This window comes from Peptoniphilus sp. (genome assembly GCF_034090345.1).
Taxonomy (GTDB): domain Bacteria; phylum Bacillota; class Clostridia; order Tissierellales; family Peptoniphilaceae; genus Peptoniphilus.
Map to the genome: position 1 here is coordinate 1 of NZ_JAXDSS010000073.1, position 21,584 is coordinate 21,584.

At 29.1% G+C, this 21,584-nt stretch carries 24 protein-coding genes, 2 pseudogenes and 1 other annotated feature; of the genes and pseudogenes, 3 read left to right on the plus strand and 23 right to left on the minus strand.

The features are described from left to right. Window positions 1–603: acyl-ACP thioesterase domain-containing protein (locus SOR77_RS06695; RefSeq protein WP_320636369.1), on the minus strand; the 603-nt coding region annotated here is incomplete at its 3' end. Window positions 604–856: 253 nt separating this feature from the next. Between SOR77_RS06695 and glmS the strand changes: the two genes are divergently transcribed. After that, on the plus strand, window positions 857–2,680 hold the full coding sequence (gene glmS, locus SOR77_RS06700) for a glutamine--fructose-6-phosphate transaminase (isomerizing) (protein ID WP_320636370.1): 1,824 nt from the start codon (window positions 857–859) through the stop codon (window positions 2,678–2,680). Window positions 2,681–2,695: 15 nt separating this feature from the next. On the opposite strand, the gene SOR77_RS06705 is transcribed toward glmS, so the two are convergent. From SOR77_RS06705 to SOR77_RS06725, 5 genes are all read right to left on the minus strand, one after another. Beyond that, window positions 2,696–3,358 carry a queuosine precursor transporter gene (locus SOR77_RS06705; protein ID WP_320636371.1) on the minus strand — a complete coding sequence of 221 codons (663 nt, stop codon included), beginning with the start codon at window positions 3,356–3,358 and terminating at the stop codon, window positions 2,696–2,698. Then, window positions 3,345–4,004 (minus strand): 7-cyano-7-deazaguanine synthase QueC, encoded by a 660-nt coding sequence (queC, locus tag SOR77_RS06710; protein WP_320636372.1) that lies wholly within the window; start codon window positions 4,002–4,004, stop codon window positions 3,345–3,347. The genes SOR77_RS06705 and queC overlap by 14 nt, the downstream gene beginning before the upstream one ends. A gap of 12 nt (window positions 4,005–4,016) precedes the next feature. Next, window positions 4,017–4,508, minus strand: coding sequence for a preQ(1) synthase (queF, locus tag SOR77_RS06715; RefSeq protein ID WP_320636373.1), 492 nt, complete (start codon window positions 4,506–4,508; stop codon window positions 4,017–4,019). Window positions 4,509–4,744: 236 nt separating this feature from the next. Then, window positions 4,745–6,928, minus strand: a complete 2,184-nt coding sequence (locus tag SOR77_RS06720; RefSeq protein WP_320636374.1) for a HAMP domain-containing sensor histidine kinase — start codon at window positions 6,926–6,928, stop codon at window positions 4,745–4,747. An 8-nt stretch (window positions 6,929–6,936) separates the two neighbouring features. Continuing rightward, window positions 6,937–7,623 carry a response regulator transcription factor gene (locus SOR77_RS06725; protein WP_320636375.1) on the minus strand — a complete coding sequence of 229 codons (687 nt, stop codon included), beginning with the start codon at window positions 7,621–7,623 and terminating at the stop codon, window positions 6,937–6,939. Window positions 7,624–7,752: 129 nt separating this feature from the next. On the opposite strand from SOR77_RS06725, the pseudogene SOR77_RS06730 reads away from it, so the two are divergent. Beyond that, window positions 7,753–7,944, plus strand: a pseudogene (locus SOR77_RS06730) (IS481 family transposase); the annotation flags it as partial. A 151-nt stretch (window positions 7,945–8,095) separates the two neighbouring features. Here the strand turns inward: SOR77_RS06730 and SOR77_RS06735 are convergent. The 4 genes from SOR77_RS06735 to SOR77_RS06750 all read right to left on the minus strand — a co-directional run bounded on the left by SOR77_RS06735 (window position 8,096) and on the right by SOR77_RS06750 (window position 11,462). After that, window positions 8,096–9,460, minus strand: a complete 1,365-nt coding sequence (locus tag SOR77_RS06735; RefSeq protein ID WP_320636376.1) for a YjiH family protein — start codon at window positions 9,458–9,460, stop codon at window positions 8,096–8,098. 31 nt (window positions 9,461–9,491) lie between these two features. Continuing rightward, the gene (gene arcA / locus SOR77_RS06740; protein ID WP_320636377.1) at window positions 9,492–10,724 is read right to left on the minus strand and encodes an arginine deiminase; all 1,233 of its coding nucleotides are present in this window, start codon (window positions 10,722–10,724) and stop codon (window positions 9,492–9,494) included. 203 nt (window positions 10,725–10,927) lie between these two features. Beyond that, complete coding sequence (locus SOR77_RS06745) at window positions 10,928–11,254, minus strand: GNAT family N-acetyltransferase (RefSeq protein WP_320636390.1); 327 nt, start codon at window positions 11,252–11,254, stop codon at window positions 10,928–10,930. Beyond that, window positions 11,250–11,462: a hypothetical protein gene (locus SOR77_RS06750; RefSeq protein ID WP_320636378.1), complete on the minus strand. Its 213-nt coding sequence runs from the start codon at window positions 11,460–11,462 to the stop codon at window positions 11,250–11,252. Before SOR77_RS06750 ends, SOR77_RS06745 begins: the two co-directional genes overlap by 5 nt. 86 nt (window positions 11,463–11,548) lie before the next feature. Between SOR77_RS06750 and SOR77_RS06755 the strand changes: the two genes are divergently transcribed. Continuing rightward, window positions 11,549–13,255 carry an NFACT family protein gene (locus SOR77_RS06755; RefSeq protein WP_320636379.1) on the plus strand — a complete coding sequence of 569 codons (1,707 nt, stop codon included), beginning with the start codon at window positions 11,549–11,551 and terminating at the stop codon, window positions 13,253–13,255. A 39-nt stretch (window positions 13,256–13,294) separates the two neighbouring features. Here the strand turns inward: SOR77_RS06755 and SOR77_RS06760 are convergent, their stop codons facing one another. The 13 genes and pseudogenes from SOR77_RS06760 to SOR77_RS06820 form a co-directional block, all read right to left on the minus strand. Beyond that, window positions 13,295–13,600, minus strand: coding sequence for a YerC/YecD family TrpR-related protein (locus SOR77_RS06760; RefSeq protein WP_320636380.1), 306 nt, complete (start codon window positions 13,598–13,600; stop codon window positions 13,295–13,297). A gap of 228 nt (window positions 13,601–13,828) precedes the next feature. After that, window positions 13,829–14,371 carry a rubrerythrin family protein gene (locus SOR77_RS06765; protein WP_320636381.1) on the minus strand — a complete coding sequence of 181 codons (543 nt, stop codon included), beginning with the start codon at window positions 14,369–14,371 and terminating at the stop codon, window positions 13,829–13,831. A gap of 139 nt (window positions 14,372–14,510) precedes the next feature. Then, a complete protein-coding gene (gene prfA, locus SOR77_RS06770) occupies window positions 14,511–15,575 on the minus strand; it encodes a peptide chain release factor 1 (RefSeq protein ID WP_320636382.1) in 1,065 nt (354 codons plus the stop codon). Continuing rightward, entirely contained in the window at window positions 15,550–16,401 is an 852-nt protein-coding gene (prmC, locus tag SOR77_RS06775; protein WP_320636383.1) for a peptide chain release factor N(5)-glutamine methyltransferase, read from the minus strand. Before prmC ends, prfA begins: the two co-directional genes overlap by 26 nt. Continuing rightward, on the minus strand, window positions 16,392–17,288 hold the full coding sequence (locus tag SOR77_RS06780) for a DUF1385 domain-containing protein (protein ID WP_320636384.1): 897 nt from the start codon (window positions 17,286–17,288) through the stop codon (window positions 16,392–16,394). The genes prmC and SOR77_RS06780 overlap by 10 nt, the downstream gene beginning before the upstream one ends. 46 nt (window positions 17,289–17,334) lie before the next feature. Further along, a complete protein-coding gene (rpmE, locus tag SOR77_RS06785; RefSeq protein WP_320636385.1) occupies window positions 17,335–17,535 on the minus strand; it encodes a 50S ribosomal protein L31 in 201 nt (66 codons plus the stop codon). A gap of 11 nt (window positions 17,536–17,546) precedes the next feature. Then, window positions 17,547–17,984, minus strand: coding sequence for a DUF4342 domain-containing protein (locus SOR77_RS06790; RefSeq protein WP_320636386.1), 438 nt, complete (start codon window positions 17,982–17,984; stop codon window positions 17,547–17,549). Between the two features lie 52 nt (window positions 17,985–18,036). Next, entirely contained in the window at window positions 18,037–18,687 is a 651-nt protein-coding gene (locus SOR77_RS06795; RefSeq protein ID WP_320636387.1) for a TrkA family potassium uptake protein, read from the minus strand. Between the two features lie 8 nt (window positions 18,688–18,695). Next, window positions 18,696–20,018: a TrkH family potassium uptake protein gene (locus SOR77_RS06800; RefSeq protein ID WP_320636388.1), complete on the minus strand. Its 1,323-nt coding sequence runs from the start codon at window positions 20,016–20,018 to the stop codon at window positions 18,696–18,698. A 55-nt stretch (window positions 20,019–20,073) separates the two neighbouring features. After that, window positions 20,074–20,424, minus strand: coding sequence for a 50S ribosomal protein L20 (rplT, locus tag SOR77_RS06805; protein ID WP_320636389.1), 351 nt, complete (start codon window positions 20,422–20,424; stop codon window positions 20,074–20,076). 13 nt (window positions 20,425–20,437) lie between these two features. After that, window positions 20,438–20,629: a 50S ribosomal protein L35 gene (gene rpmI, locus SOR77_RS06810; protein ID WP_004822767.1), complete on the minus strand. Its 192-nt coding sequence runs from the start codon at window positions 20,627–20,629 to the stop codon at window positions 20,438–20,440. A 13-nt stretch (window positions 20,630–20,642) separates the two neighbouring features. Next, window positions 20,643–21,176 (minus strand): translation initiation factor IF-3, encoded by a 534-nt coding sequence (gene infC / locus SOR77_RS06815; protein ID WP_004822770.1) that lies wholly within the window; start codon window positions 21,174–21,176, stop codon window positions 20,643–20,645. A 3-nt stretch (window positions 21,177–21,179) separates the two neighbouring features. After that, window positions 21,180–21,287: a sequence feature (ribosomal protein L20 leader region), on the minus strand. A gap of 72 nt (window positions 21,288–21,359) precedes the next feature. Beyond that, window positions 21,360–21,584, minus strand: a pseudogene (locus tag SOR77_RS06820) (hypothetical protein); the annotation flags it as partial.

Here is a 21,584-nt window from a genome sequence, read left to right on the forward strand (position 1 = left end):
ATTTATATCAATTTTTATATTGCTATTTATTTCTTTGGAATAGACTATTTCTAAAATTTTTATATATTTTTTTAGCCTAAAATACATAAACTCTTCTATCCACCTTATATAAACCGAATTATTTATATGCATATTTTTGTCAAAGTCTGAACTATATATACTAACAGAAGATAGTTTATTAACTTCACTTCTCCTAATCCTATTTGAACTTAAAAGTTCTTTTTCGTAAACTTCAAAATAATTTATAAGTTCTTTTGGAGCTGAAATTGCCTTTTTATTTTCAATGTCTATAACCAAAAATTCAGCCTTACATTCTCCTTCAACATTTCCTTCAATTTCAATCAAAAATTCCCTACTAACTTTTAATTTTGATATATTTGAAACCCAAGTAGTAATCTTTATAATTTCTCCTAATTTTATCTTTCTATTGAGTTTAAAACGCCAACTATAAATCATCCATGTCAAGTTATTTTCATCCATAAATTTATCTGCAACATTTGACTCTAAGTTTGACACTTCTAATAACATTTTAGAAAGTTTTTCTATTGTCAAAATTCCATCTTTAGTTCCAACATTATCTACTTTAAAACTTACTTCTTTCATGAACTCACCTTCTGTAAAATAGTCTATCACATTTGTTTAGATTTTACATACATTCTTAGATATGTTATAATTTTTCAAAGACAAAAATTAGTTAAGCGCCAGATCCACACATGGATGACGAGGAACGGAGTTATCGAAATTTCGGCGGATGCTCCGAAGGTATCACAGCCTGAGTGTTCTACAAAAATCAAAAGAAATTTTGATTACAAACAGAACAAAGTGAGTCTTAAAATATATTGGAGGTAAAAATTTAATGTGCGGAATCGTAGGTTACTGTGGCGATAACAGCGCTACAAAAATTATTTTAAATGGATTAAAAAAATTAGAATACAGAGGATATGACTCTGCTGGTATTTCTGTAATAGGTCTTGAAGAAATAAATACTTTAAAAAGAGCTGGAAAGTTAGAAAACTTAGTTAAATCACTTGAAGAATCACCATTTGACGGAAAAGTTGGTATAGGACATACTCGTTGGGCAACTCATGGAATCCCAACCGAAACAAATGCCCATCCACATTTAAATAAAGATGGTTCAATATCTGTTGTTCACAATGGAATAATCGAAAACTTTGTTGAATTAAAAGAAAAGTTAACAAATGAAGGATATGTATTTAAATCTGACACTGATACTGAAGTAATTGCTCATTTAATTGATAAGTTTTATGAAGGAAATTTATTAAATGCTGTAATAAGAACTCTAAAGGAACTTGAAGGTTCTTATGCTATTTGTGCAATAGCAAATGATAACCCAAGCGAATTAGTGGCTGCTAGGAATAAATCTCCACTACTGCTCGGAGTAACTCCTACAGGCAATATAGTTGCTTCTGATGCTGCTTCAATAGTAGAGCATACACAACAAGTTGTCTATTTAGATGATATGGAAGTAGTACATTTAAAAATAGGAAAAGCTCCTACTATATATAATTTAAATTTGGATATTCTTGAAAAACCAATTTCAAAAATAGATTGGGATGTTGAAGCTGCTTCTAAAGAAGGCTTTGATCACTATATGATTAAAGAAATTTTTGAGCAAGAAAAAACTGTATCTAGTACTCTAGACCGTTTATTGAAAAATAATAAAATTGATTTGGGTGAGAATACATTCACAAAAGAAGAGTTTGAAAGTTTCGAAAATATATATGTCACATCTTGTGGTACAGCACTTCACGCTGGACAAGTTGGAAAATTTTTAATTGAAAAATTAATACGCAAACAAGTTAGAGACGAAATAGCATCTGAGTTTGCATATAGCGACCCTTTTGTAACAGATAAAACACTAGTTATTGTTGTTAGCCAGTCTGGAGAAACTGCTGATACTTTAAATGCAATAAGACTAGCTAAAAAACACGGTGCTACTGTCTATGCTATAACTAATGTTGTTGGTTCTACAATAGCTAGAGAGGCTGATAAAGTTCTCTATTGCCATGCAGGTCCTGAAATTTCAGTAGCTTCTACTAAAGCTTATAGTTCTCAAGTTGTCAACCTATATTTATTCACACTTGATTGGGCTCTTAAAGTTGGTAAAATTACAAGTGAAGAATTAGAACATGCTATAAATGAAATTAAAAAGACACCAGCTATAATAAAAGATTTATTAAAAAAATCAGATATTTATAAGACAGTTTCTCAACATATTATAGATGCTGAATCCGTGTACTTTATAGGTAGAGGTGTTGACTATATCACTTCAAAAGAAGGTTCTTTAAAGCTTAAAGAAATTTCTTATATACACTCTGAATCATTCCCAGCCGGAGAATTAAAACATGGTACTATAGCTCTTATTGAGGAAGGCACAAAAGTTTTTGCTCTAGCTACTCAAAGAAATTTAATTGATAAAATGGTTTCTAACATACAAGAAATTTCAGCAAGAGGTGCTGAAGTATTCGCAATAGGTTTCTACAATGAAGGTCTAAAAAAACATACTTCTAAACTAATAGAAATACCTGCGATAGATGATTTAGTTGCACCACTTATAAGTATAGTTCCTTTACAAATAATTGCATATTATGCATCAGTTTTAAAAGGAAATGACGTAGATAAACCTCGTAACCTTGCCAAATCAGTTACAGTAGAATAAAAAAATTAGGACGTACTAAATTAGTGCGTCCTTTCTTTCTGCTTCTTTAATTTTAAATATTAAAAATTTTGTTATAGGATAAAATATAATCTCATAAATAGTTTCAATTATTGTCATACTAATTGACATATAAATTATTTGACTAATTGGTATTATACCTAAAAATGCTATGTTACTAAATATTATATTATCTACAAATTGACCTAATACCGTAGATACAATAGCTCTGTATAGTAAGCTGTTGTTACCTTTCATTTTTAAATGATACATTATCTTGACATTTAATGCTCCGCCAATCAAATATGCTATTAAACTAGCTATCAAAATTCTTGGTACATTTCCAAGAACAATTTCAAATGAACTTTGAATTTCAAGTGAGCTTGCATTAGGAAGTAGAATTGCAAGTTGCGAACAAGCAGCTACAATTATATTTAAGAAAAATCCCCAAAATACCATTGTTTTAGCACTACTATATCCCCGAGTTTCTGTTTCTACATCTTGGGCTATAAAAGTTACAGGCTCAAAAATATAGCCAGCAGGAGCTTGTATAATTCCAATTTTCCATCTCTTAGTTGCAAAAATATTTTTCATTATTACCGCAACTGCATATAAGCTCCACAACATGAGTCTATATAAATCTGCTCTTTTATTTTTGCTATAAGAATCAATTTTCTGCATAATGTCCTTCTCTATCAAGTCCATTTGCTAAAAATGCTTTTTCTCTATCTATACATGTTCCACATTTGCCACAAGGAGGATTAGTACCGTTATAACAAGAGTAAGTCAGATGATAAGGTACACCTATGCTTTTTCCATAAGCTACAAGTTCAGTTTTAGTCTTGTTTAAAAATGGAACTTGTAAACTTACTTCGCCTCTTGAACCAACATTTATAGCTTCTTCCATAGCTTTCACAAATTCAGGGCTGCAATCAGGATAAATTACTCCAGAGTCGTCTTTATGTGCTCCAAAATAAATTTTATCTGCCTTATATTGCATTGCTAACGAAGCTAATACAGATATAAAAATTCCATTTCTAAACTCAACTTCTGTGTTGGCATTTTCTTGTTCTGCATAGTCTCCTTCACTAACTTCTAAACTCAAATCTGTAAGAGATGAATTACCATGTTTAAAAATATCTTTTAAATCAATATTTATCTGCTCGACTCCATAATACTTAGCTACCTTTTTTGCAGCTTCAAGCTCTTGTACATTATGTCTTTGTCCATAATCAAAGGATACTGCTATTACAGAGTCTCCTGTTTCCTTGGCCATAGCAAGACAAGTTGAACTATCTACTCCTCCACTAAATAAAACCATTTTCATAATTACACCTACTTATCTATTGTCTACTTTTTCCGGATACATATCATGGTTGCTAAGTCTATTCCATGCTACCGCTTCCCACTTTGTACCAGCTTGTCCATAGTTACAATAAGGGTCTATAGAGATTCCACCTCTTGGTGTAAATTTACCCCAAACTTCAATATACTTTGGCTCCATCAATTTAATAAGGTCTTTCATGATTATGTTCATACAATCTTCATGAAAATCTCCTCTATTTCTAAAACTGAATAAATATAACTTTAATGATTTGCTCTCAACCATTTTTAAACCTGGTACATATGAAATATAAATTGTAGCAAAGTCAGGTTGTCCTGTAATTGGACATAGCGATGTGAACTCAGGGCAATTAAATTTTACAAAATAATCATTATTTGGATGTTTATTATCAAATGCTTCTAAAACATCAGGCGAATAATCTTTAGGAATAGATGAGTTTTTGTTTCCTAACAGTGTTATATCTTTCATTTCTTCTTTTTCTCTCATAATTCTCCTCTTTTGAAACAAATAAAAAAAGGTGTCGTAACACACCTCGGTAAAAAATAAATTAAACTTAATTTTTTATCTATTTCTCCCTAGTTTTATTTTAAGACAGGATGGTTACGAACTGTCTACAGCAATTATAATGTATAATTTAAAATCTTTCAAATAAAAACTATTTAAATAGGAGTCTAAAAATTAGATTATTTATTTCCTCCTATTCAAATAGTCCTTTAAAAAGTTTAAAATTCTATTTTTGACTTGAATAAATCTCCGTCAATTTCGATTTCAAAAATACCTTTTTGAGCATTTACTAAACTCTTAGCTATAGATAGCCCTAATCCACTACCTTCAGTATTTCTTGAAACATCCCCTCTTGTAAACCTCTCCATTAATTCATCTTCTGAAATATTTAAAGGATACTTTGAAATATTTTTTATAATCAATTGTACTTTTTCATTCTTATACAATCTCACATACACTCTAGTCCCTTCCAAAGCATATTTATATATATTAGAAAATAAGTTATCCAAAATTCTTGAAGTTTTAACGCCATCTAAGTTTAACATTACTCTTTCTGGAGTATATTCTTCTACAATAGTTATGCTTTTTTCTTCAAGCTTATCTTCCCACTCACCTATAATTTGTTTTATCAGCTGTTTAAAATCAATTTCTTCTATCTCTAAATCAATATTTTCACTACTAACTTTTGCTGCTTCAAAAAGATCTTCTATTAGTGTCTTTAATTTTAAAGACTTCTCATTTATAACTTGAGCATATTTCTTAATATTTTCTACATTTTCTTCTTCAACTACTAATTCTGAATAATTTATAATTGAAGTCAATGGTGTTTTTAAATCATGTGATACATTTGCTATTAAGTCAGTTTTCATTTTTTCTGATTTAATAGCATTAGATATAGCGCCATCTAAATTCAAAGTTATCGCATTCAAATTATGTGCTAATCCTTTAAAATGAGAGTTATTTTCCTCTATTTTTATATCATAATGTCCCTCAGATATTATTTTTGCTGTTTTTTCTATATCCTCAAGTTCAATAATATATTTTTGAACTCTTACAAATATAACGCCTATTAAGCAAACCCAAATTAATAACACAATTAGCTGTAAAGAAGATACCACAACTATATTGGATGCAACTACACCAAGAATTAATAAAGCTAAAAAAAATAGCATTAAGTTTCTTCTCTTTCCCGGATCAAAGTCTTTTAAATATTCCGTAGATACATTCTTTGATTTCATAAATAATCCAATTGATTTCTGACCAAAAAAGTTAAATACTTTAGACACAATTGAATTATTTACAACTTTAGATGAAAACCCATTATAAAATACATCTTTTAAAGAATATAACAAGTACAATTCTGCAACACCTATAGTGCTTATAGCTAATATCTGTAATAAATAGAATGGAGATAATAGACTTTTAATTAACTCAGTATTTATACTAAAAAAATCAGCTGCCATCGCCGCACACATAAACCAAAGAGGTATTGCTCCAAATACAACTATTTCAAAAGGTACTTTTAAAATACTTTTATAAAAATTACTTTCTTCCATTTTTTCAAAGTTAGAAAATAAACCTAATAGTAATATTAAAATTGCTCCTGTTACCACTCCCAATGCAGAATTTGGAAATAAATTTTCTTCATAATTCATTGATGACTCATACTGTTTAAAAGCCATTGAGTTTGTATCAATTAAATACGTAAAATTTAATTTTTGTATCCCACTATTTTTTATTGATGCATAAACCTCTCTAATAGCTTGTTTTAAATTTGTTGCATACTTTCTATTCTCATTTTTTACTTGGTCTATATCTTTTGTAAATTTAAGAACTCCATCTTCCCATACACCGCTTAATATAATGTTATTTGGGCTTTCACTTAATTTACTATCAGCTATATATTGTGGATCAAACTCATCGACACTATTATCATTAGTCAAATAATACGTTCTGTATAATGGTTCTTCAGTTACATTAATATTTATCTTAGGATCGTTTATTCCTCTTGCTTTAGCAGCATCTATTGCTGCACCATAGCTACTGTATTGTTCAAACCCCCCATCATACTCATTTAAATCTAAAATAACTTTATTAGAATGCCTTTTAAATTCTTCTGTAAAAGGATAGTTGGCAATTTTATAACTTCTGACATAAGATTTAATAAATTGATCTCCATAAATATTATCTATATATTTAAAATTTGAATTTCCAGCACCATCTTTATATAGAGAATTATCCACTTGATTATAATAGTCATAATATGATTCTCTATTGGATCTATATGAATTAAATAAATTATTCTTAGCTCCATAAATCCCAAATAACACTCCTACAATTGATATTACCAAAAATGCTATTAATAATCTTTTTGTAGAATATCTTATATCAACGTCTTTCATAACTCCTCCTATTTTGTAACGAACTTATATCCTAATCCCCAAGCAACCTTTAAGTAAATAGGCCTTTTAGGATCAATTTCAATTTTTTCACGTATTCTACGTATGTGTACCGTTACAGTTTTAACATCAAATGCTGGCTCATCCCAAACTTTTTCATAAATTTCATCAACTGAAAAAACCCTATTAGGATTTTTCATCAATAATTCTAAAATTTGGTATTCAATTGATGTGAGATGTGCCTTTTCATCTCTCACATAAACCGATTTTTCAGGTATCACAAGTTTTATATCTCCATACTCTAAAATATCGGAATTCTTATTGGGTTGATACTCGTAAAATCTTCTTATATTGGAGCTAACTCTTGCCATAAGCTCTAATGGATTAAAAGGTTTAGTTATATAATCATCAGCACCTATATTTAAACCTATTATCTTATCATAATCTTCACCTTTGGCAGACAAAATAATTATCGGAACGTAAGTAATTTCTCTTAACTTCAAAATAGCTTCCTCACCGCTTAAATTAGGCATCATAAGATCCATGATAATCAAGTCGATTTTTTCAGATTTAAATTTTTGTATAGCTTCTTCCCCATCTTTGGCTTCAATAACATCATAATTTGCATTTCTCAAATATATGCCTATAGAATCTCTTATGGCATTATCGTCTTCCGCTACCAATATTTTATACCTCATATCTATCCTCCAAATATATACTACATCATATTTCTTACAATAATCTTTTTAAAATATTACAAAAATCTTAATTTTATTATAACGGTTTATCATAACAAATAAAATTAAGATTTTTACTTTATATATGTTAGGTATAATGATAAGGTTGAAAGAAGTCATAGAAGCGATAATGAAAGGTTTTATACTCATTTATCTTTTTATAATCTTATTGTGCAAATGAAAAGATATTTATATAAACCTAATAGACTTCCTATGCAGACTTTAGGGTGGTTAAATCCTGTGCAAAAAAGAAATCTATTAATGGGAGCTAACTCCCATTAATAGATTAACATATTGGATATTTTACTGTTTTTTGTCTCACATCATTTACAAATGTACACTGTAGACAATCATTTAGATTGGCTATTAATTAGAATTGAATATTTAAAAAACTAACTACATAAATTTTAAATTACTTTCTTAAATTCATTCTTCAAAATATAATATGTGCAAATAGCACAATTATAGGAAGTGTTATTAATGTTCTTTCAAGAAATAATATAAATAAATCTAATAGGGTTACTGGCAAATTAGTTCCTAGTATAACAGCTCCAGTTTCAGACATATATATAAGTTGAGTTACAGAAACTGCTGCAACTATAAATTTAGTCATAGGGTTAGATATTTCCGCTGCCAATATTGATGGAACCACCATATCTGCAAATCCAACTACCATAGTTCCACTTGCTGCTTCAGCTTCTGGCACTTGAAGTAACTTTAATATAGGTAAAAATGGTTTACCCATTATGTCAAAAAATGGTGTTGCTACTGATACCACTAAAGCTAATGTGCCGGCAGCCATAATAATCGGTATAACTCCTAACCATAAACCAAGCACAGTCCTCACTCCACTTTTTAAATATTGAGTAACTCCAATATTTCCTTCGGCTTTTTTAACAGCAAGTTGGAGTCCCCATTCAGATTTTTTAAATCCTTCAGGAATAGCTTCTGGAAGAGCTTTTTTTATGCCATTGTTATATATATCTTTTTTAGTTGCTAGAGGATATATTCTAGGTAAAACCAGTGCAGCTACTATACCAGATAGTGCAACTATAAAATAAAATTGACCAAAATAATCTGTCATGGATACATTCTCAAGAACAACTAAACAAAATGTTATTGATACCGCTGAAAAAGTTGTCGCAATAACTGCCGCTTCTCTTGCGGTATAATATCCATCTTCATACTGTTTATTAGTAAGAGCAACTCCTATTGTCCCATCTCCAATCCAAGAAGCAACACAATCTATGGCCGAGCGTCCTGGTAGATTAAAAACAGGTCTCATAAAAGTTGTTAAATAGACTCCGAGAAATTCCAACAATCCAAATTCTGTTAAAAAAGGTAATATAAATCCTGCTACTAAAAAAATAGTAAATAGACCACATATTAGATCATATAATATAAGCCCTCCAGTATCTGCACTATAGATTATTTCTGGACCAATTTCAAAAGCTGTCATAAATCCTATACAAAGTCCAACTAATCTCGCAAAAAGCCAAAAATTAGAAATATCAGATACTTCTTTTAATAATTCATTTTTTTCAATCCAACTTGGCTTAGCAATCTTATAAATAAGTGCTAATGTACAAGATATGACAATACATATTAAAACTAATACATAGATAGGAACAATTGATTCAATGCCTTTGTTAATACCCTTTGATATTATAGATACCATTATTGTAGAACTTCCATCTTTTTTAAAAGGTACCATTAAAAGTAAAACACCTATAATAGATGGAATTAAAAATTTCATAATTCTTCCAGTGGTCATTTTTTCTTTTTTTATATTTTCCATATGAATACTCCTTACATTCATTTACTAAATCTTAAATATCTTCTCTCCATAAAGGCATAGACATGCACCTTGGGCCCCCTCTTCCCCTAGAAAGTTCACTAGAAGGCATGATATGTAGTTTTATTCCATGTTCTTCTAATAATTTATTAGTGACTTTATTTCTTGAATATACAATCACTTCTCCAGGAGCAATTGCTAAAGTATTAGCTCCATCATTCCATTGTTCTCTAGCTCCAGCTATTGGATCATCTCCTCCACAACGAATTAAAGTAACTTTTTCAAGTCCTAATGCTTCTGCCAAAATTTTATCAAGTTCTTTGTTTTCCTTTTCTATATTAATCTTTCCATCATTACCTAAAGTTAAAGAATATACTGACAAAGGTCCTTCAATTTCAGGATGTATTGTAAATTTATCATAATCTACCATTGTAAATACTGTGTCAAGGTGCATAAAAGCTCTCTTATTAGGAATATGTAATGCTAAGATTTTTTTAAAAGATTCACGTTTTTCAAAAATTCTTTCAGCTAATTTTTCTATAGACGCAGCGTCAGTTCTCTCAGAAATTCCCACTGCTAAAACTTCCTTAGATAAAACCAGTTCATCTCCACCTTCAATTGACGTAGAATCCTCTCTATCATACCATAGTTCAACGCTACCGTTTTTAAATCTAGGATGATATTTTAATATATATTTTGCAAATATGGTTTCTCTTTGTCTGGTTAAATTTCTCATCCTATTTAAAGACACTCCACTCCCTATATTTGCTGCCGGGTCTCTTGTAAAATATAGATTAGGCATTGAATCAACTATGAAAGGATAGGCTGAATCTACCATATCTGTAAGACTTACTTTTTTAAAATTAGGTAACTCATCTTTTTTTATACCCTCCATCATTTTAAGAACCATTTCAAGATTATTCTCAAAACTCGTTAATAAATTCTTCACAAGAATACGCTTAGTTTTGCCTTCTATATTAGCTTCCGAAATAAACTCATCAATAAATTCCTCTTTAACATCATCTGAAGTGATAGCTTCAGCCGCTAACTCTTCTAAATAAAGAACCTCAACACCATTTTTTTTCAAGATTTCTGCAAAAGCATCATGTTCTTGAATAGCAATCTCTAAAAATGGTATATCATCAAATAAGAGTCTGTCTAACAAATCCGGAGTTAAGTTCTCAATCTCTCTTCCAGGCCTATGTAACAATACAGTTTTTAATTTACCTATTTCATTGTAAACATGTATAGCTTTTTCGTTAATCATATTCTAATTCCTCCTTAAATATATATTTAGATTTAAGTAAATCTATAACGTACCCTTTAAATAATATACAATTAATAGTAAGCAAACATTTTCAAAAGATGTATTTCTATCTATTTCTTTTTAAGATTATTTTATCACAATAATTATAAAAAAGTTAATTTTAAAAAAATCATATTATTTATATTATCTATTTTTTCTAACTTTTATATGTATTTCACTATAGTTATGACTTTATAAAATATAATTTTAAACTTAATTAGCAAATTATAGTTCTCTAAATATTTATAACTTATATTTTTTTCAATCTCAACAAGATATTTATTTCCATTTTTATGTTTATATCCTAATTTCTTATAAAAACCTAAAGCTGTAATTGAAGATGTTATTTCTATTCTCTTTGATTTTAAAAAATACTCATCATTTTCAAAGGCATTCATTATTTTCTTACCAATTCCTTTTCCAATGTACTCTGGCAATACAAAAACAATCATTATATAACTTTCATCTTCCTTATTGTGATATACCCTAATTTCCCCTTATTCCTAGTATTTTATAATTCTCTTCAAAAACATAATAATTATTTTCTTTAACCCTTTTTAAAATATCTTTCTGTGAAAATTGAATGAATTCATCTTCTAAAAATCTCTTTTCATAATCCTTTATATTAATTTCATATAAAGTCCTCTTTATTAAAGATGAAGCTTCTTTAGCATCTTTAATATTAAATCTTCTAATCATTTCATCCTAAAAATAAATATGTTTATATTTTTATTATAACAAATTATACAGCTACATATATGCTATAATTTATTTTGAGGTGAACTATGTCTTACGATGGAATTGTACTGAAATCAATAACTGAAGAATTAAAAAATAGTTATATAAATACTAAAATAGAAAAAATATACCAACCCACCAAGGATTCTATAATCCTGACAATGAAAGCTAATGGAGAAAAAAAGAAATTATTACTTAATGTTTCTAGCCAGTCTCCAAGGATAAATTTTACTGAAGAAGAATTTGAAAATCCTAAAACTCCTCCTAATTTTTGTATGCTTTTAAGAAAACATTTAGAAGGTTTTAAAATCATAGACTTTAATCAATATGAAATGGATCGTATTCTTAAAATAGATGTCCTTAGTAGAGATGATTTAGCATTTGAAATTAAAAAAAGTCTTATTATTGAAATAATGGGTAAATACTCAAATATCATATTAGTAGAAACTCAAACCAATAGAATTATAGATTCTATTAAACGTGTAAATCACAATATGTCTTCAATTAGAGAAATATTGCCAGGATTAACTTACAACACAGATTTAATTTCCAATAGATTAAATCCTTTAATTGAAAATTCATTCGATCGAATAGAACTAAATAATCTTACAATTAAAAATGGCTTTATAAAAACATTTATGGGGCTTAGCCCCATAGTAATAAGAGATATATGCTACAGAGCTAATCTTGATGAAGATAGACCTTTAAATAGTCTTTCTTATGAAGATATACAATCATTAAAAGAAAATTTTTATGAAATAATGAATTGTATAAGAAAAAATGAATTCACTCCAATTTTAGTTAAAGATTTGGATAAAATAATTAATTTTTCTGTAATTGATTTACAAATGTATAGAGAAGAACAAAAGGTCAGATTTAAAGATACATCAAAACTTATTGATACATTTTATTTGGAAAAATTAAAAAATCAAATACTATCTGATAAATCCAGTGAACTAATAAAAAAAATTAAGAACTTAATAGATAGAGAAATCAATAAATTACAAAAACAACTAAAAGAATTTGCACACTCAAAAGATAGAGACAAATATAAAATATATGCAGATTTAATATCATCTAATCTTTATCGAATAGAACCCGGTGTAAAATCTATAGAAGTTGAAAACTTTTATGATGAAATGAAACCTATAACAATTTCTATGGACAATAAAATTTCTCCACAAGCAAATGCAAATAAGTATTATAAAAAATTTGCAAAACTTAAAAATGCAAATTTAAAACTTAAAGATGAAATTGAAAAAACTCAAAACTCTATTAATTATCTAAAATCGGTTTTATTTAGTTTAGAACTTAGTGAATCTTCTGATGATATCGATGAAATTCGTGAAGAACTATATGAAATGAACTATTTAAAAAAACATAATTCAAAAAATAAAAAAGTTAAATTAAAAATCTCACAACTAACCAATGAAAACGGAGATACTATTTATTGTGGTAAAAATAATAAACAAAATGAATATTTAACTTTAAAATTTGCAGGACAAAATGATATATGGTTCCATGTTCAAAATGCACCTGGTTCACATGTTATTTTAAAAAATAATTCTGGTGATTTTTCTGAATCATCTATACTTCAAGCAGCTAAGCTTGCAGCTACTAATTCATCATTAAAATCATCTAATAACATTCCTGTAGATTATACTCTAAAAAAATATGTTAAAAGACATCCGTCAAAAATACCGGGCCTTGTCACCTATACTAATTTTAAAACAATTGTTATAAAACAAAATTAAAACACCTCTTTTTAGGGGTGTTTTAATTTTGTTTTTAAATTAATCTTCTTTATCTAAAAAATTTAATTTTTCAAGAACTATTTTATATCCATCAGATCCATAATTTAAACTTCTATTAATTCTTGAAATTGTTGCTGTACTTGCTCCTGTTTCAGATTCTATCTCATGATATGTTTTATTTTTTATCAATAGTTTCACTACTTGTAGTCTTTGTGCTATTGCCTGAACCTCTTTAACAGTACAAATGTCCTCAAAAAATCTATAACATTCTTCAGGCGTTTCCAAAGTTAAAATTGCTTCAAATAAGCCATCCGTCTGTTCACTTTTGATCTTTGAATTATACATATGTGACCTCCTAAGCTTTATCGCTTTTCAATTATTCTTTCGGTATTATAGTAACAATTTCACATATTAAAGTCAAGACAAATTATACTAATATAGAGTTATATTATATATAAGTTTTTATATATAGTATATTAAATTTAAATAAAATAATTTAATGAAAATAAATTACTCCCTCAAAATTTAAAAAGAGTGTAGAATTTCTACACTCAAACCCTTAGTTAATATTAATTAATATTCTACGAAAATAGAACCTTTTGCTCCACAAAGAGGACATTTTTCTACATTTTCAAATCCAATGTATCCACAAACTGGGCAAAGTAATACTTTTTCTACATCAAGATCTTTTCCAGCTTCAACAGCTTCAATTGCTGTTTGATATCTTTCCGCATGTACTTTTTCAGCTTCGATCGCAAATCTCATTGCTTTAACTGCTTCTTTTTCTTCTTGCATTTCGGCAACAGCTATATACGCTGGATACATTTGAGTATATTCAAATACTTCTCCACCCTTAGCCCCTTCAAGATTTTCTTTCAATGTACCAATTCCAAATCCAGCCATAGAAGTTACAGGAAAATCTCCAGCTACATCTCTAAGAGCGTTAAAATGTAATGTAGCATGTACTTGTTCAGCATCAGAAGTAGCTTCAAAAAGTCTTGCTATATTTTCAAAACCTTCTTTTTTAGCTAAGTTACCCCAAATTCTATATCTCATGTGGGCCTGGCTTTCTCCACCAAAAGCTGATCTTAAATTATCACTTGTCATATGATTCATAAATTTACCTCCTATTTACAGTTGTTCATTCATACACATTTATTATATATTTAAATGTTCTAAAATTCTACATTTTTATCATAACTTAGAGTTTATTTAAATTAAAATCTGTATATATAATTGATATCTATCAAATAAATTATGCTTTATTAATATTTGCAGCTTGTTCAGCGCTTGTTAAAGCATCTATTATTTCGTCAATATCTCCATCTACTATTTGATCTATCTTATGCAATGTTAGAGAAATTCTATGGTCTGTTACTCTACCTTGAGGATAGTTATATGTTCTGATTCTTTCTGATCTATCGCCTGTCCCTATTTGAGCACTTCTTTGGTCTGATAACTCACCTTGTTGTTCTCTCATTTTCAAATCATATAATTTTGTTTTTAAAACCTTTAGAGCTTTTTCTTTATTTTTCAACTGACTTTTTTCATCTTGACAACTGATTACCAATCCTGTTGGAATGTGAGTAAGTCTAACAGCAGAGTCTGTAGTGTTTACACATTGCCCTCCATTACCTGAAGCTCTAAACACATCAAATTTTATTTCTGTTGGGTCTATTTCAACTTCTACATCCTCAACTTCTGGAAGCACAGCAACTGTTGCAGTAGAAGTATGAATCCTTCCTGATGATTCTGTTTCAGGAACCCTCTGAACTCTATGAACTCCTGATTCATATTTTAATCTTGAATATGCTCCTTTACCTATTATTGTAAAGACAACTTCTTTATATCCACCAATACCTATTTCATTAGTATTCATGATATCTATTTTCCATCCTTGCCTTTCAGCATATCTGATATATTGTCTATAGAGCACTCCTGCAAATAAAGCTGCTTCATCACCGCCTGCTCCGGCCCTAATTTCCATGATTACATTCTTGTTGTCATTAGGGTCTTTTGGTATTAGTAATATACGAAGTTCTTCTTCAACTTTCTCAAGTTTATCTTCTGCATCTTTCAACTCTTCTTTTACTAAATCTTTAAGTTCATCTTCTATGTTATCACGTAACATATCCTTATTGTCTTTTATGGTTTTAACTAGAGTTTTATATTCCCTATATTTATTTACAATTGGTTCAATTTCTGCATGTTCAATAGCTGTCTTTTGATACTTTTTAGAATCACTTATTATATTAACATCCATTAAATCTTGCTCTAAACTTTTAAATTTTTCCTCAAAAGCTTCTAAATTTTCGTACATCTATATCTCCTTTTGTAGCTATTACAACTCTGTTATGGTCAGACAAGTCTTTTAATACCAGTATATTATAATCACCTAATAAATTTATAATCTCTTCTGCCTGATCATAGCCAATTTCTAAAATTAAAAAACCTTTTTCCGTTAAATACTTATCCAAATTTTTAATTATTCTTCTATAAATATTTAATCCATCAAACCCACCATCTAATGCCAATATAGGTTCATATTGAACTTCTTTTTGTAACTTCTGTATTTCTTTTGTAGGTATATATGGCGGATTTGAATAAATAACATCATATTTCCCATCTACATTTTGATAAATATCGCTTTTAAAGACTTTTATATTCTCACAGTTATATTTTCGAATATTTTTTAAAGTATTTTCAATTGCAAAATCAGAAATATCTACACTATCTACTTTAACATCATTGTATTCTAAGGCTATACTTATAGAGACACAACCTGTTCCACAACCAATTTCTAACATTCTATCATTTTTATCTATAGCTTTTAGAATTGCTTCCACACTAATTTCAGTATCGTATCTTGGAATTAAAACATTTTTATCAACTATAAAATCATGTTTATAGAAAAACTGATGTCCTAATATATATTGTAAAGGTTCTCCATTTTTTCTTCTATCTAAAATCTCAAAAATCTTTTTTTTATTATCTGAATTTACTTCAATGTCATCATGTATAGTAATGTATGATTCTTCAAGATTTAACACTTCAGAAACTATCATTTTTAACTCTCTATTGACATCAGCATATTGACTATCTATATAATATTCTTTTCCTAATTTAAAAATTTCACTTATTTCCATAAATCACTTTCTCCATCTGTTGGAAGAACTGCTTTTAAACTAGTTATCGCGACTTCTATCATATCATCTGAAGGTTCTCTAACTGTTGCTATTTGTTGGATTTTGAGCCCTGGTATCCTTATTATTTTACAAATTCCGGAATCACTTTTCCCCACATATCTGTTAACTTCGTATGCTATACCGGCTATGAGTGGCATTGCTAAAATTCTTGTCAATATTCTCATAATAGGATTAGGCCATCCAAAGAAAGACAAAACTATTATGCTTATAATCATAACCATAAATAAAAAACTAGTTCCACATCTTGGATGTTCTATAGGATATTTTTTAACATTTTCAATAGTAAGTTCTTCTCCAGACTCATAACAATATATAGATTTATGTTCGCTTCCATGATATTCAAATACCCTTTTTATATCATCTAATTTAGAGATGTATTTAAGATAAATAAAAAATATAATTAATCTTAATATACCCTCAAATAAATTTAGAATAATTGAAGACTTAAAAAAATCCTTTAAAAATCCAGCAGCCACAGATGGAATTACCATAAATATTCCCACTGCTAACAGCATAGAAATTGAAACTGTCATGAATACTTCTAAGTTGTTATTCTTACTATTTTCTTCATCCCAAAAAGATGCAGAAAACATTAAAGCATTAACGCCTACTATCATTGCATCTATTAATTTATAAGCACCTCTTAAGATAGGTAATTTTAATATTTTATATTTTTTTGAGAGATCTTTGGCCTTTTCTACTTTTAGCTCTATATCTCCAGTAGGTTTTCTAACTGCTACAGCTATTTTAGACGGACCTCTCATCATAACTCCTTCTATAAGAGCCTGCCCACCTATAGTTGTCTTAAATGCTGCTTTAGTATTCATATTATCTCCTATTTATAAAAAATGGTTAGCAAAAGCTAACCATTTTTTATTTTTGTCTATATTTTTTGTTGAATTTTTCTATACGTCCACCGTGTTCAGCAGTTTTTTGTTTACCTGTGAAGAATGGGTGACATGCAGAACAAATTTCAACTCTTAAATCTTCTTTTACAGAACCTGTTTTAAATGTGTTTCCACAAGCACAAGTAACTGTTACTTCTTTGTATTCTGGTTGAATGTCTTTTTGCATTTTACTTCTCCTTACTTATTTTTCATATTTAATATATATTCTTTAATATTTATCTCTTCCTTATCAGCTGTAACAATTTTAAAATCATAATCAGCTATAAGTCCTGAGCCCATCCCTATAAATGTAGCAATTGGAGCTAAAATTGCTCCTAATGATGCTGCAGTAAGAGAAATATTAATCACTGTTTCGCCATCTTTTTCAACTAAAATTTTTGTTGCATTTGTAGTGTTCCAAATATCTTTTATAGCTTTTTTGATATCTTCAAATTTAATATCTTCAAATTTAAAGAATTCATCTTTTTGATCATGTTTGTAATTACTTACAGAAGCTCTTATGATTTCAACTGCTTTTTCAACATCTCCATCTGTATCAAGTAAAGCATTCTTTACTACTTGATATTCAGCTCCAGTAACATTCATTACATAATCTACTTTTTCTATAGTTATCATGAAATTTACCTCCTTATTTAGGAAACTACTTTAATTATACACTAGTTTCAAACTAAGACTTTTTCTCAACCATCTTTATATCTTCATCTTTACCCACAATGATTAAAATATCATCATTTTTAAGAACTGTATCTGGTGCCGGGTTTACTTCAACCTCACCATTTTTTTCAATTCCCAATATTGTAATTTTGAATTTATTTCTAATCTCCAAATCTTCAATAGTTTTATCCCACCACGATGGCAGCGCTCTAATTTCAGCTATTGATAATTCTTGTGAAATTTGTATATAATCAAGTAAATTTTTTGAGGTTAAATTGTATGCAACTCTAGATCCCATATCCTTTTCAGGATAAACAACTTCATCTACCCCAACTTTTAGTAAAATTGTGCCTTGTCTTACAGTATTAGCTTTAGCTATTATCAAAGGTATTCCAGCCTCTTGAGCTACAATTGATGACATTATTGCCGCTTCAAAATTTTCACCTATTGCAATAACAGCTCCATCAAAATTTTTTAATCCCAAATTTTCAGTTGCATTTTCATCCATCATATCTACTTGCATAGCTGTGGTAACTTTATCTGCAACAGATTGTACTCTGTCAAAATTTGAATCTACAGCCAAAACATCATATCCTAATTCAGAAAGAGTTATTGCTACCGTAGATCCAAATCTGCCTAAACCAAAAACTACATATGATTTCATAAATCCTCCTAGCCGACAACTATATCGCCTTCTGCATATTTATAAAGTATAGTTTTTCTACTTTTCATAATTGCAACAGCTAAAGTTGCAGGACCTACTCTACCTAAATACATTGACACTGTAATAATAATTTTTGACGCTGTAGAAAGTTCTGGAGTTATACCCCTTGAAATGCCAACTGTTGCAAAAGCCGAAATACTCTCAAATAGTACATCTAATAAATTAAATTTATCTACTTCTACTATTGTTATTAGTAGAGTAGCTATTATTACTGCTCCTAAATAAATTACAGTTATTGCTATTGCTTTTGAAACTGTATCCCTTGGTATAGTTCTCTTTAAGAAAACTACATCTCTTTCACCCTTACAAACAGATATTGTAGTAGCTAAAATAACTCCAAAAGTTGTCGTTTTTAATCCACCTGCTGTAGATGCTGGTGAACCTCCTATAAACATCAAAATCATTAATATAACTGCTGTAGAATAGTGAACTGAAGCCATATCTACAGAGTTAAAACCCGCTGTTCTAGATATTGTCGATTGAAAAAACGATATAAGCCATTTTTCAGTTCCAACATAATTGGCTAACGTACCTTCATTTTCAATTAAATAAAACAATATTGTACCTATTACCAAAAGTATTGAAGTTACAATCAAAACCATTTTTGTATGAAGACTAGTATGTCTAATACTCTTTTTTCTTAATATATCTCTAAAAACTGTAAATCCTAACCCTCCTAATATAATTAAGATTGATATGGTAAGATTTAATATCAAATCAGTTGGATAACTCATAAGAGAATTACCTGTTATATCAAATCCAGCATTACAAAAAGCAGATATTGAATGAAAGACGGAAAAGGCAATTCCTTTTTCCATGCCATAAATAGGTATAAATCTTATAGATAAAACAATAGCTCCAACTAATTCTATAAATAAACTTATCTTTATTACAGATTTAGTAAGTTTTACTAGTCCTGTTAATGTATCTTGATTCAATTGCTCTTTAATTAAAATTCTCTCTTTCAAACCAATTTTAAAATTAAATAGCATTGCTATTAATGAAAATAACACCATTGTCCCCATTCCACCAATTTGTATTAGGACTAATATTACAGCCTTACCCATAACTGAAAAATACGATGCTGTATTAACAACAATAAGCCCCGTCACACAAGTTGCTGAGCTGGCTGTAAAAAGTGCATTTACAAATCCAATTCGCTCTCCCGATATGCTTGCTTCAGGCATATTTAAAAGCACTGCGCCAAATAGTATTACAAATAAGAAACTTAATCCTATAATCATTGGTGGATTATGAAATAACTTATACATTAAAGAATGGAACTTTGAATTTAAAATATTCACTTCAAGACACGCTTTTCTTTAATTATTCACCTTTTGCAACTTTTACAAGTTCTGAAAAGCCGTTTGGATCATTAATTGCCATTTCTGATAGCATTTTTCTATTTACTTCTATATTTGCATTCTTAAGTCCTGAGATAAATTTAGAATAGCTCATTCCATTTAATCTTGCAGCAGCATTAATTCTAGCAATCCATAATTTTCTAAAATCTCTTTTTCTTTGCTTTCTACCTGCAAATGCATAGTTCAGTGATTTCATAACTGCTTGATTAGCAGGTCTGAATAACTTTGATTTTGCTCCGAAATATCCTTTAGCCTGTTTTAAAATCTTTTTATGCTTTTTCTTAGCGTTAACCGCTCTCTTAATTCTAGCCATCTATATTTACCTCCTATGGAATCATGTGATCAATTCTTCTTTGATCGCCTTTGCTAACTGTTTGTGATTTTCTAAGACTTCTAACTCTTTTAGCTGTTTTCTTTCCAGTTAAATGTCCCTTGTATGCTGTATATCTTTTTATCTTTCCTGAGCCGGTTCTCTTGAATCTCTTTGCTGACGCTCTATGAGTTTTCATTTTTCCCATAAGTATAATCCTCCTAATTTTCTTCTTTATTTGGAGCTAAAAACATAATCATGTTTCTACCTTCCAACTTAGGTTTTTTATCCACAGTTCCACTTTCTGAAACCATTTCAACAAATCTGTCTAAAACTTCTTTTCCAATTTCAGTATGTCCCATTTCTCTTCCTCTGAATCGAACTGCGACTTTTACTCTATCCCCATTTGATAGGAATTTTTTAGCATGCTTTACTTTAGTCTCTAAATCATGTTTTTCAATATTAGGAGTTAATCTAACTTCTTTTATATTTATTACACGTTGTTTCTTTTTAGAGTCTCTTTCTTTCTTTATCATTTCATACTTATATTTTCCATAATCCATGATACGGCATACTGGTGGTTTAGAGTTAGGCGATACATTGACTAAGTCAAGTTTCTTTTCAAAAGCCATATCTAAGGCCCTGCTTCTAGGAACGACTCCAACTTGATTCCCTTCGTCATCAACTAATCTAACTTCCTTATCTCTAATCTCTTCATTAATTTGAAGTTCTTTAATACTAGCACCTCCATGCAAAAATTTACAATAAAAAAGCGGGCATAGAAACCCGCAAGAATACAAAAACAATTCTTAAATAACCTCAAAACTATAAGTCGTAAGGTGAGAAGCGGACTTCTACTTAAACAATACTATTATTATACTTTGTATTAAATAATTTGTCAAATTAAATTATTCTTCATCTAAGAATTTTTTATTTTCCTAAATTGCAATATCAAATTGAACTATTTTCCCAAAAGTATCCATTAACCCTAATTTATTGAGTTCTTCTACAAAAACTTCTATAGGTGTTCGGTAATTTAGGATTTTTCTTGGTAAATTATTCATCCAGTTCATTATTTTTAAATAGTGATTTTCATTGTAGTCTAATAGGGATTTTCCTTTTGGAAGGAATCTTCTTATTAGGCTATTATGTTTTTCGTTACT

Bases quoted from the DNA above. Each gene is read 5' to 3' on its own strand.
- SOR77_RS06780 (WP_320636384.1), bottom strand. From the start codon at position 17,288: ATGAATACTAAAGCAGCATTTAAGACAACTATAGGTGGGCAGGCTCTT.
- rplT (WP_320636389.1), bottom strand. From the start codon at position 20,424: ATGGCTAGAATTAAGAGAGCGGTTAACGCTAAGAAAAAGCATAAAAAG.
- prmC (WP_320636383.1), bottom strand. From the start codon at position 16,401: ATGGAAATAAGTGAAATTTTTAAATTAGGAAAAGAATATTATATAGAT.
- SOR77_RS06705 (WP_320636371.1), bottom strand. From the start codon at position 3,358: ATGCAGAAAATTGATTCTTATAGCAAAAATAAAAGAGCAGATTTATAT.
- SOR77_RS06765 (WP_320636381.1), bottom strand. From the start codon at position 14,371: ATGAATCATATGACAAGTGATAATTTAAGATCAGCTTTTGGTGGAGAA.
- SOR77_RS06750 (WP_320636378.1), bottom strand. From the start codon at position 11,462: ATGATTAGAAGATTTAATATTAAAGATGCTAAAGAAGCTTCATCTTTA.
- SOR77_RS06795 (WP_320636387.1), bottom strand. From the start codon at position 18,687: ATGAAATCATATGTAGTTTTTGGTTTAGGCAGATTTGGATCTACGGTA.
- SOR77_RS06800 (WP_320636388.1), bottom strand. From the start codon at position 20,018: ATGTATAAGTTATTTCATAATCCACCAATGATTATAGGATTAAGTTTC.
- SOR77_RS06720 (WP_320636374.1), bottom strand. From the start codon at position 6,928: ATGAAAGACGTTGATATAAGATATTCTACAAAAAGATTATTAATAGCA.
- glmS (WP_320636370.1), top strand. From the start codon at position 857: ATGTGCGGAATCGTAGGTTACTGTGGCGATAACAGCGCTACAAAAATT.
- rpmI (WP_004822767.1), bottom strand. From the start codon at position 20,629: ATGGGAAAAATGAAAACTCATAGAGCGTCAGCAAAGAGATTCAAGAGA.
- rpmE (WP_320636385.1), bottom strand. From the start codon at position 17,535: ATGCAAAAAGACATTCAACCAGAATACAAAGAAGTAACAGTTACTTGT.
- SOR77_RS06755 (WP_320636379.1), top strand. From the start codon at position 11,549: ATGTCTTACGATGGAATTGTACTGAAATCAATAACTGAAGAATTAAAA.
- SOR77_RS06790 (WP_320636386.1), bottom strand. From the start codon at position 17,984: ATGATAACTATAGAAAAAGTAGATTATGTAATGAATGTTACTGGAGCT.
- queC (WP_320636372.1), bottom strand. From the start codon at position 4,004: ATGAAAATGGTTTTATTTAGTGGAGGAGTAGATAGTTCAACTTGTCTT.
- queF (WP_320636373.1), bottom strand. From the start codon at position 4,508: ATGAGAGAAAAAGAAGAAATGAAAGATATAACACTGTTAGGAAACAAA.
- SOR77_RS06725 (WP_320636375.1), bottom strand. From the start codon at position 7,623: ATGAGGTATAAAATATTGGTAGCGGAAGACGATAATGCCATAAGAGAT.
- SOR77_RS06760 (WP_320636380.1), bottom strand. From the start codon at position 13,600: ATGTATAATTCAAAGATCAAAAGTGAACAGACGGATGGCTTATTTGAA.
- SOR77_RS06735 (WP_320636376.1), bottom strand. From the start codon at position 9,460: ATGGAAAATATAAAAAAAGAAAAAATGACCACTGGAAGAATTATGAAA.
- prfA (WP_320636382.1), bottom strand. From the start codon at position 15,575: ATGTACGAAAATTTAGAAGCTTTTGAGGAAAAATTTAAAAGTTTAGAG.
- arcA (WP_320636377.1), bottom strand. From the start codon at position 10,724: ATGATTAACGAAAAAGCTATACATGTTTACAATGAAATAGGTAAATTA.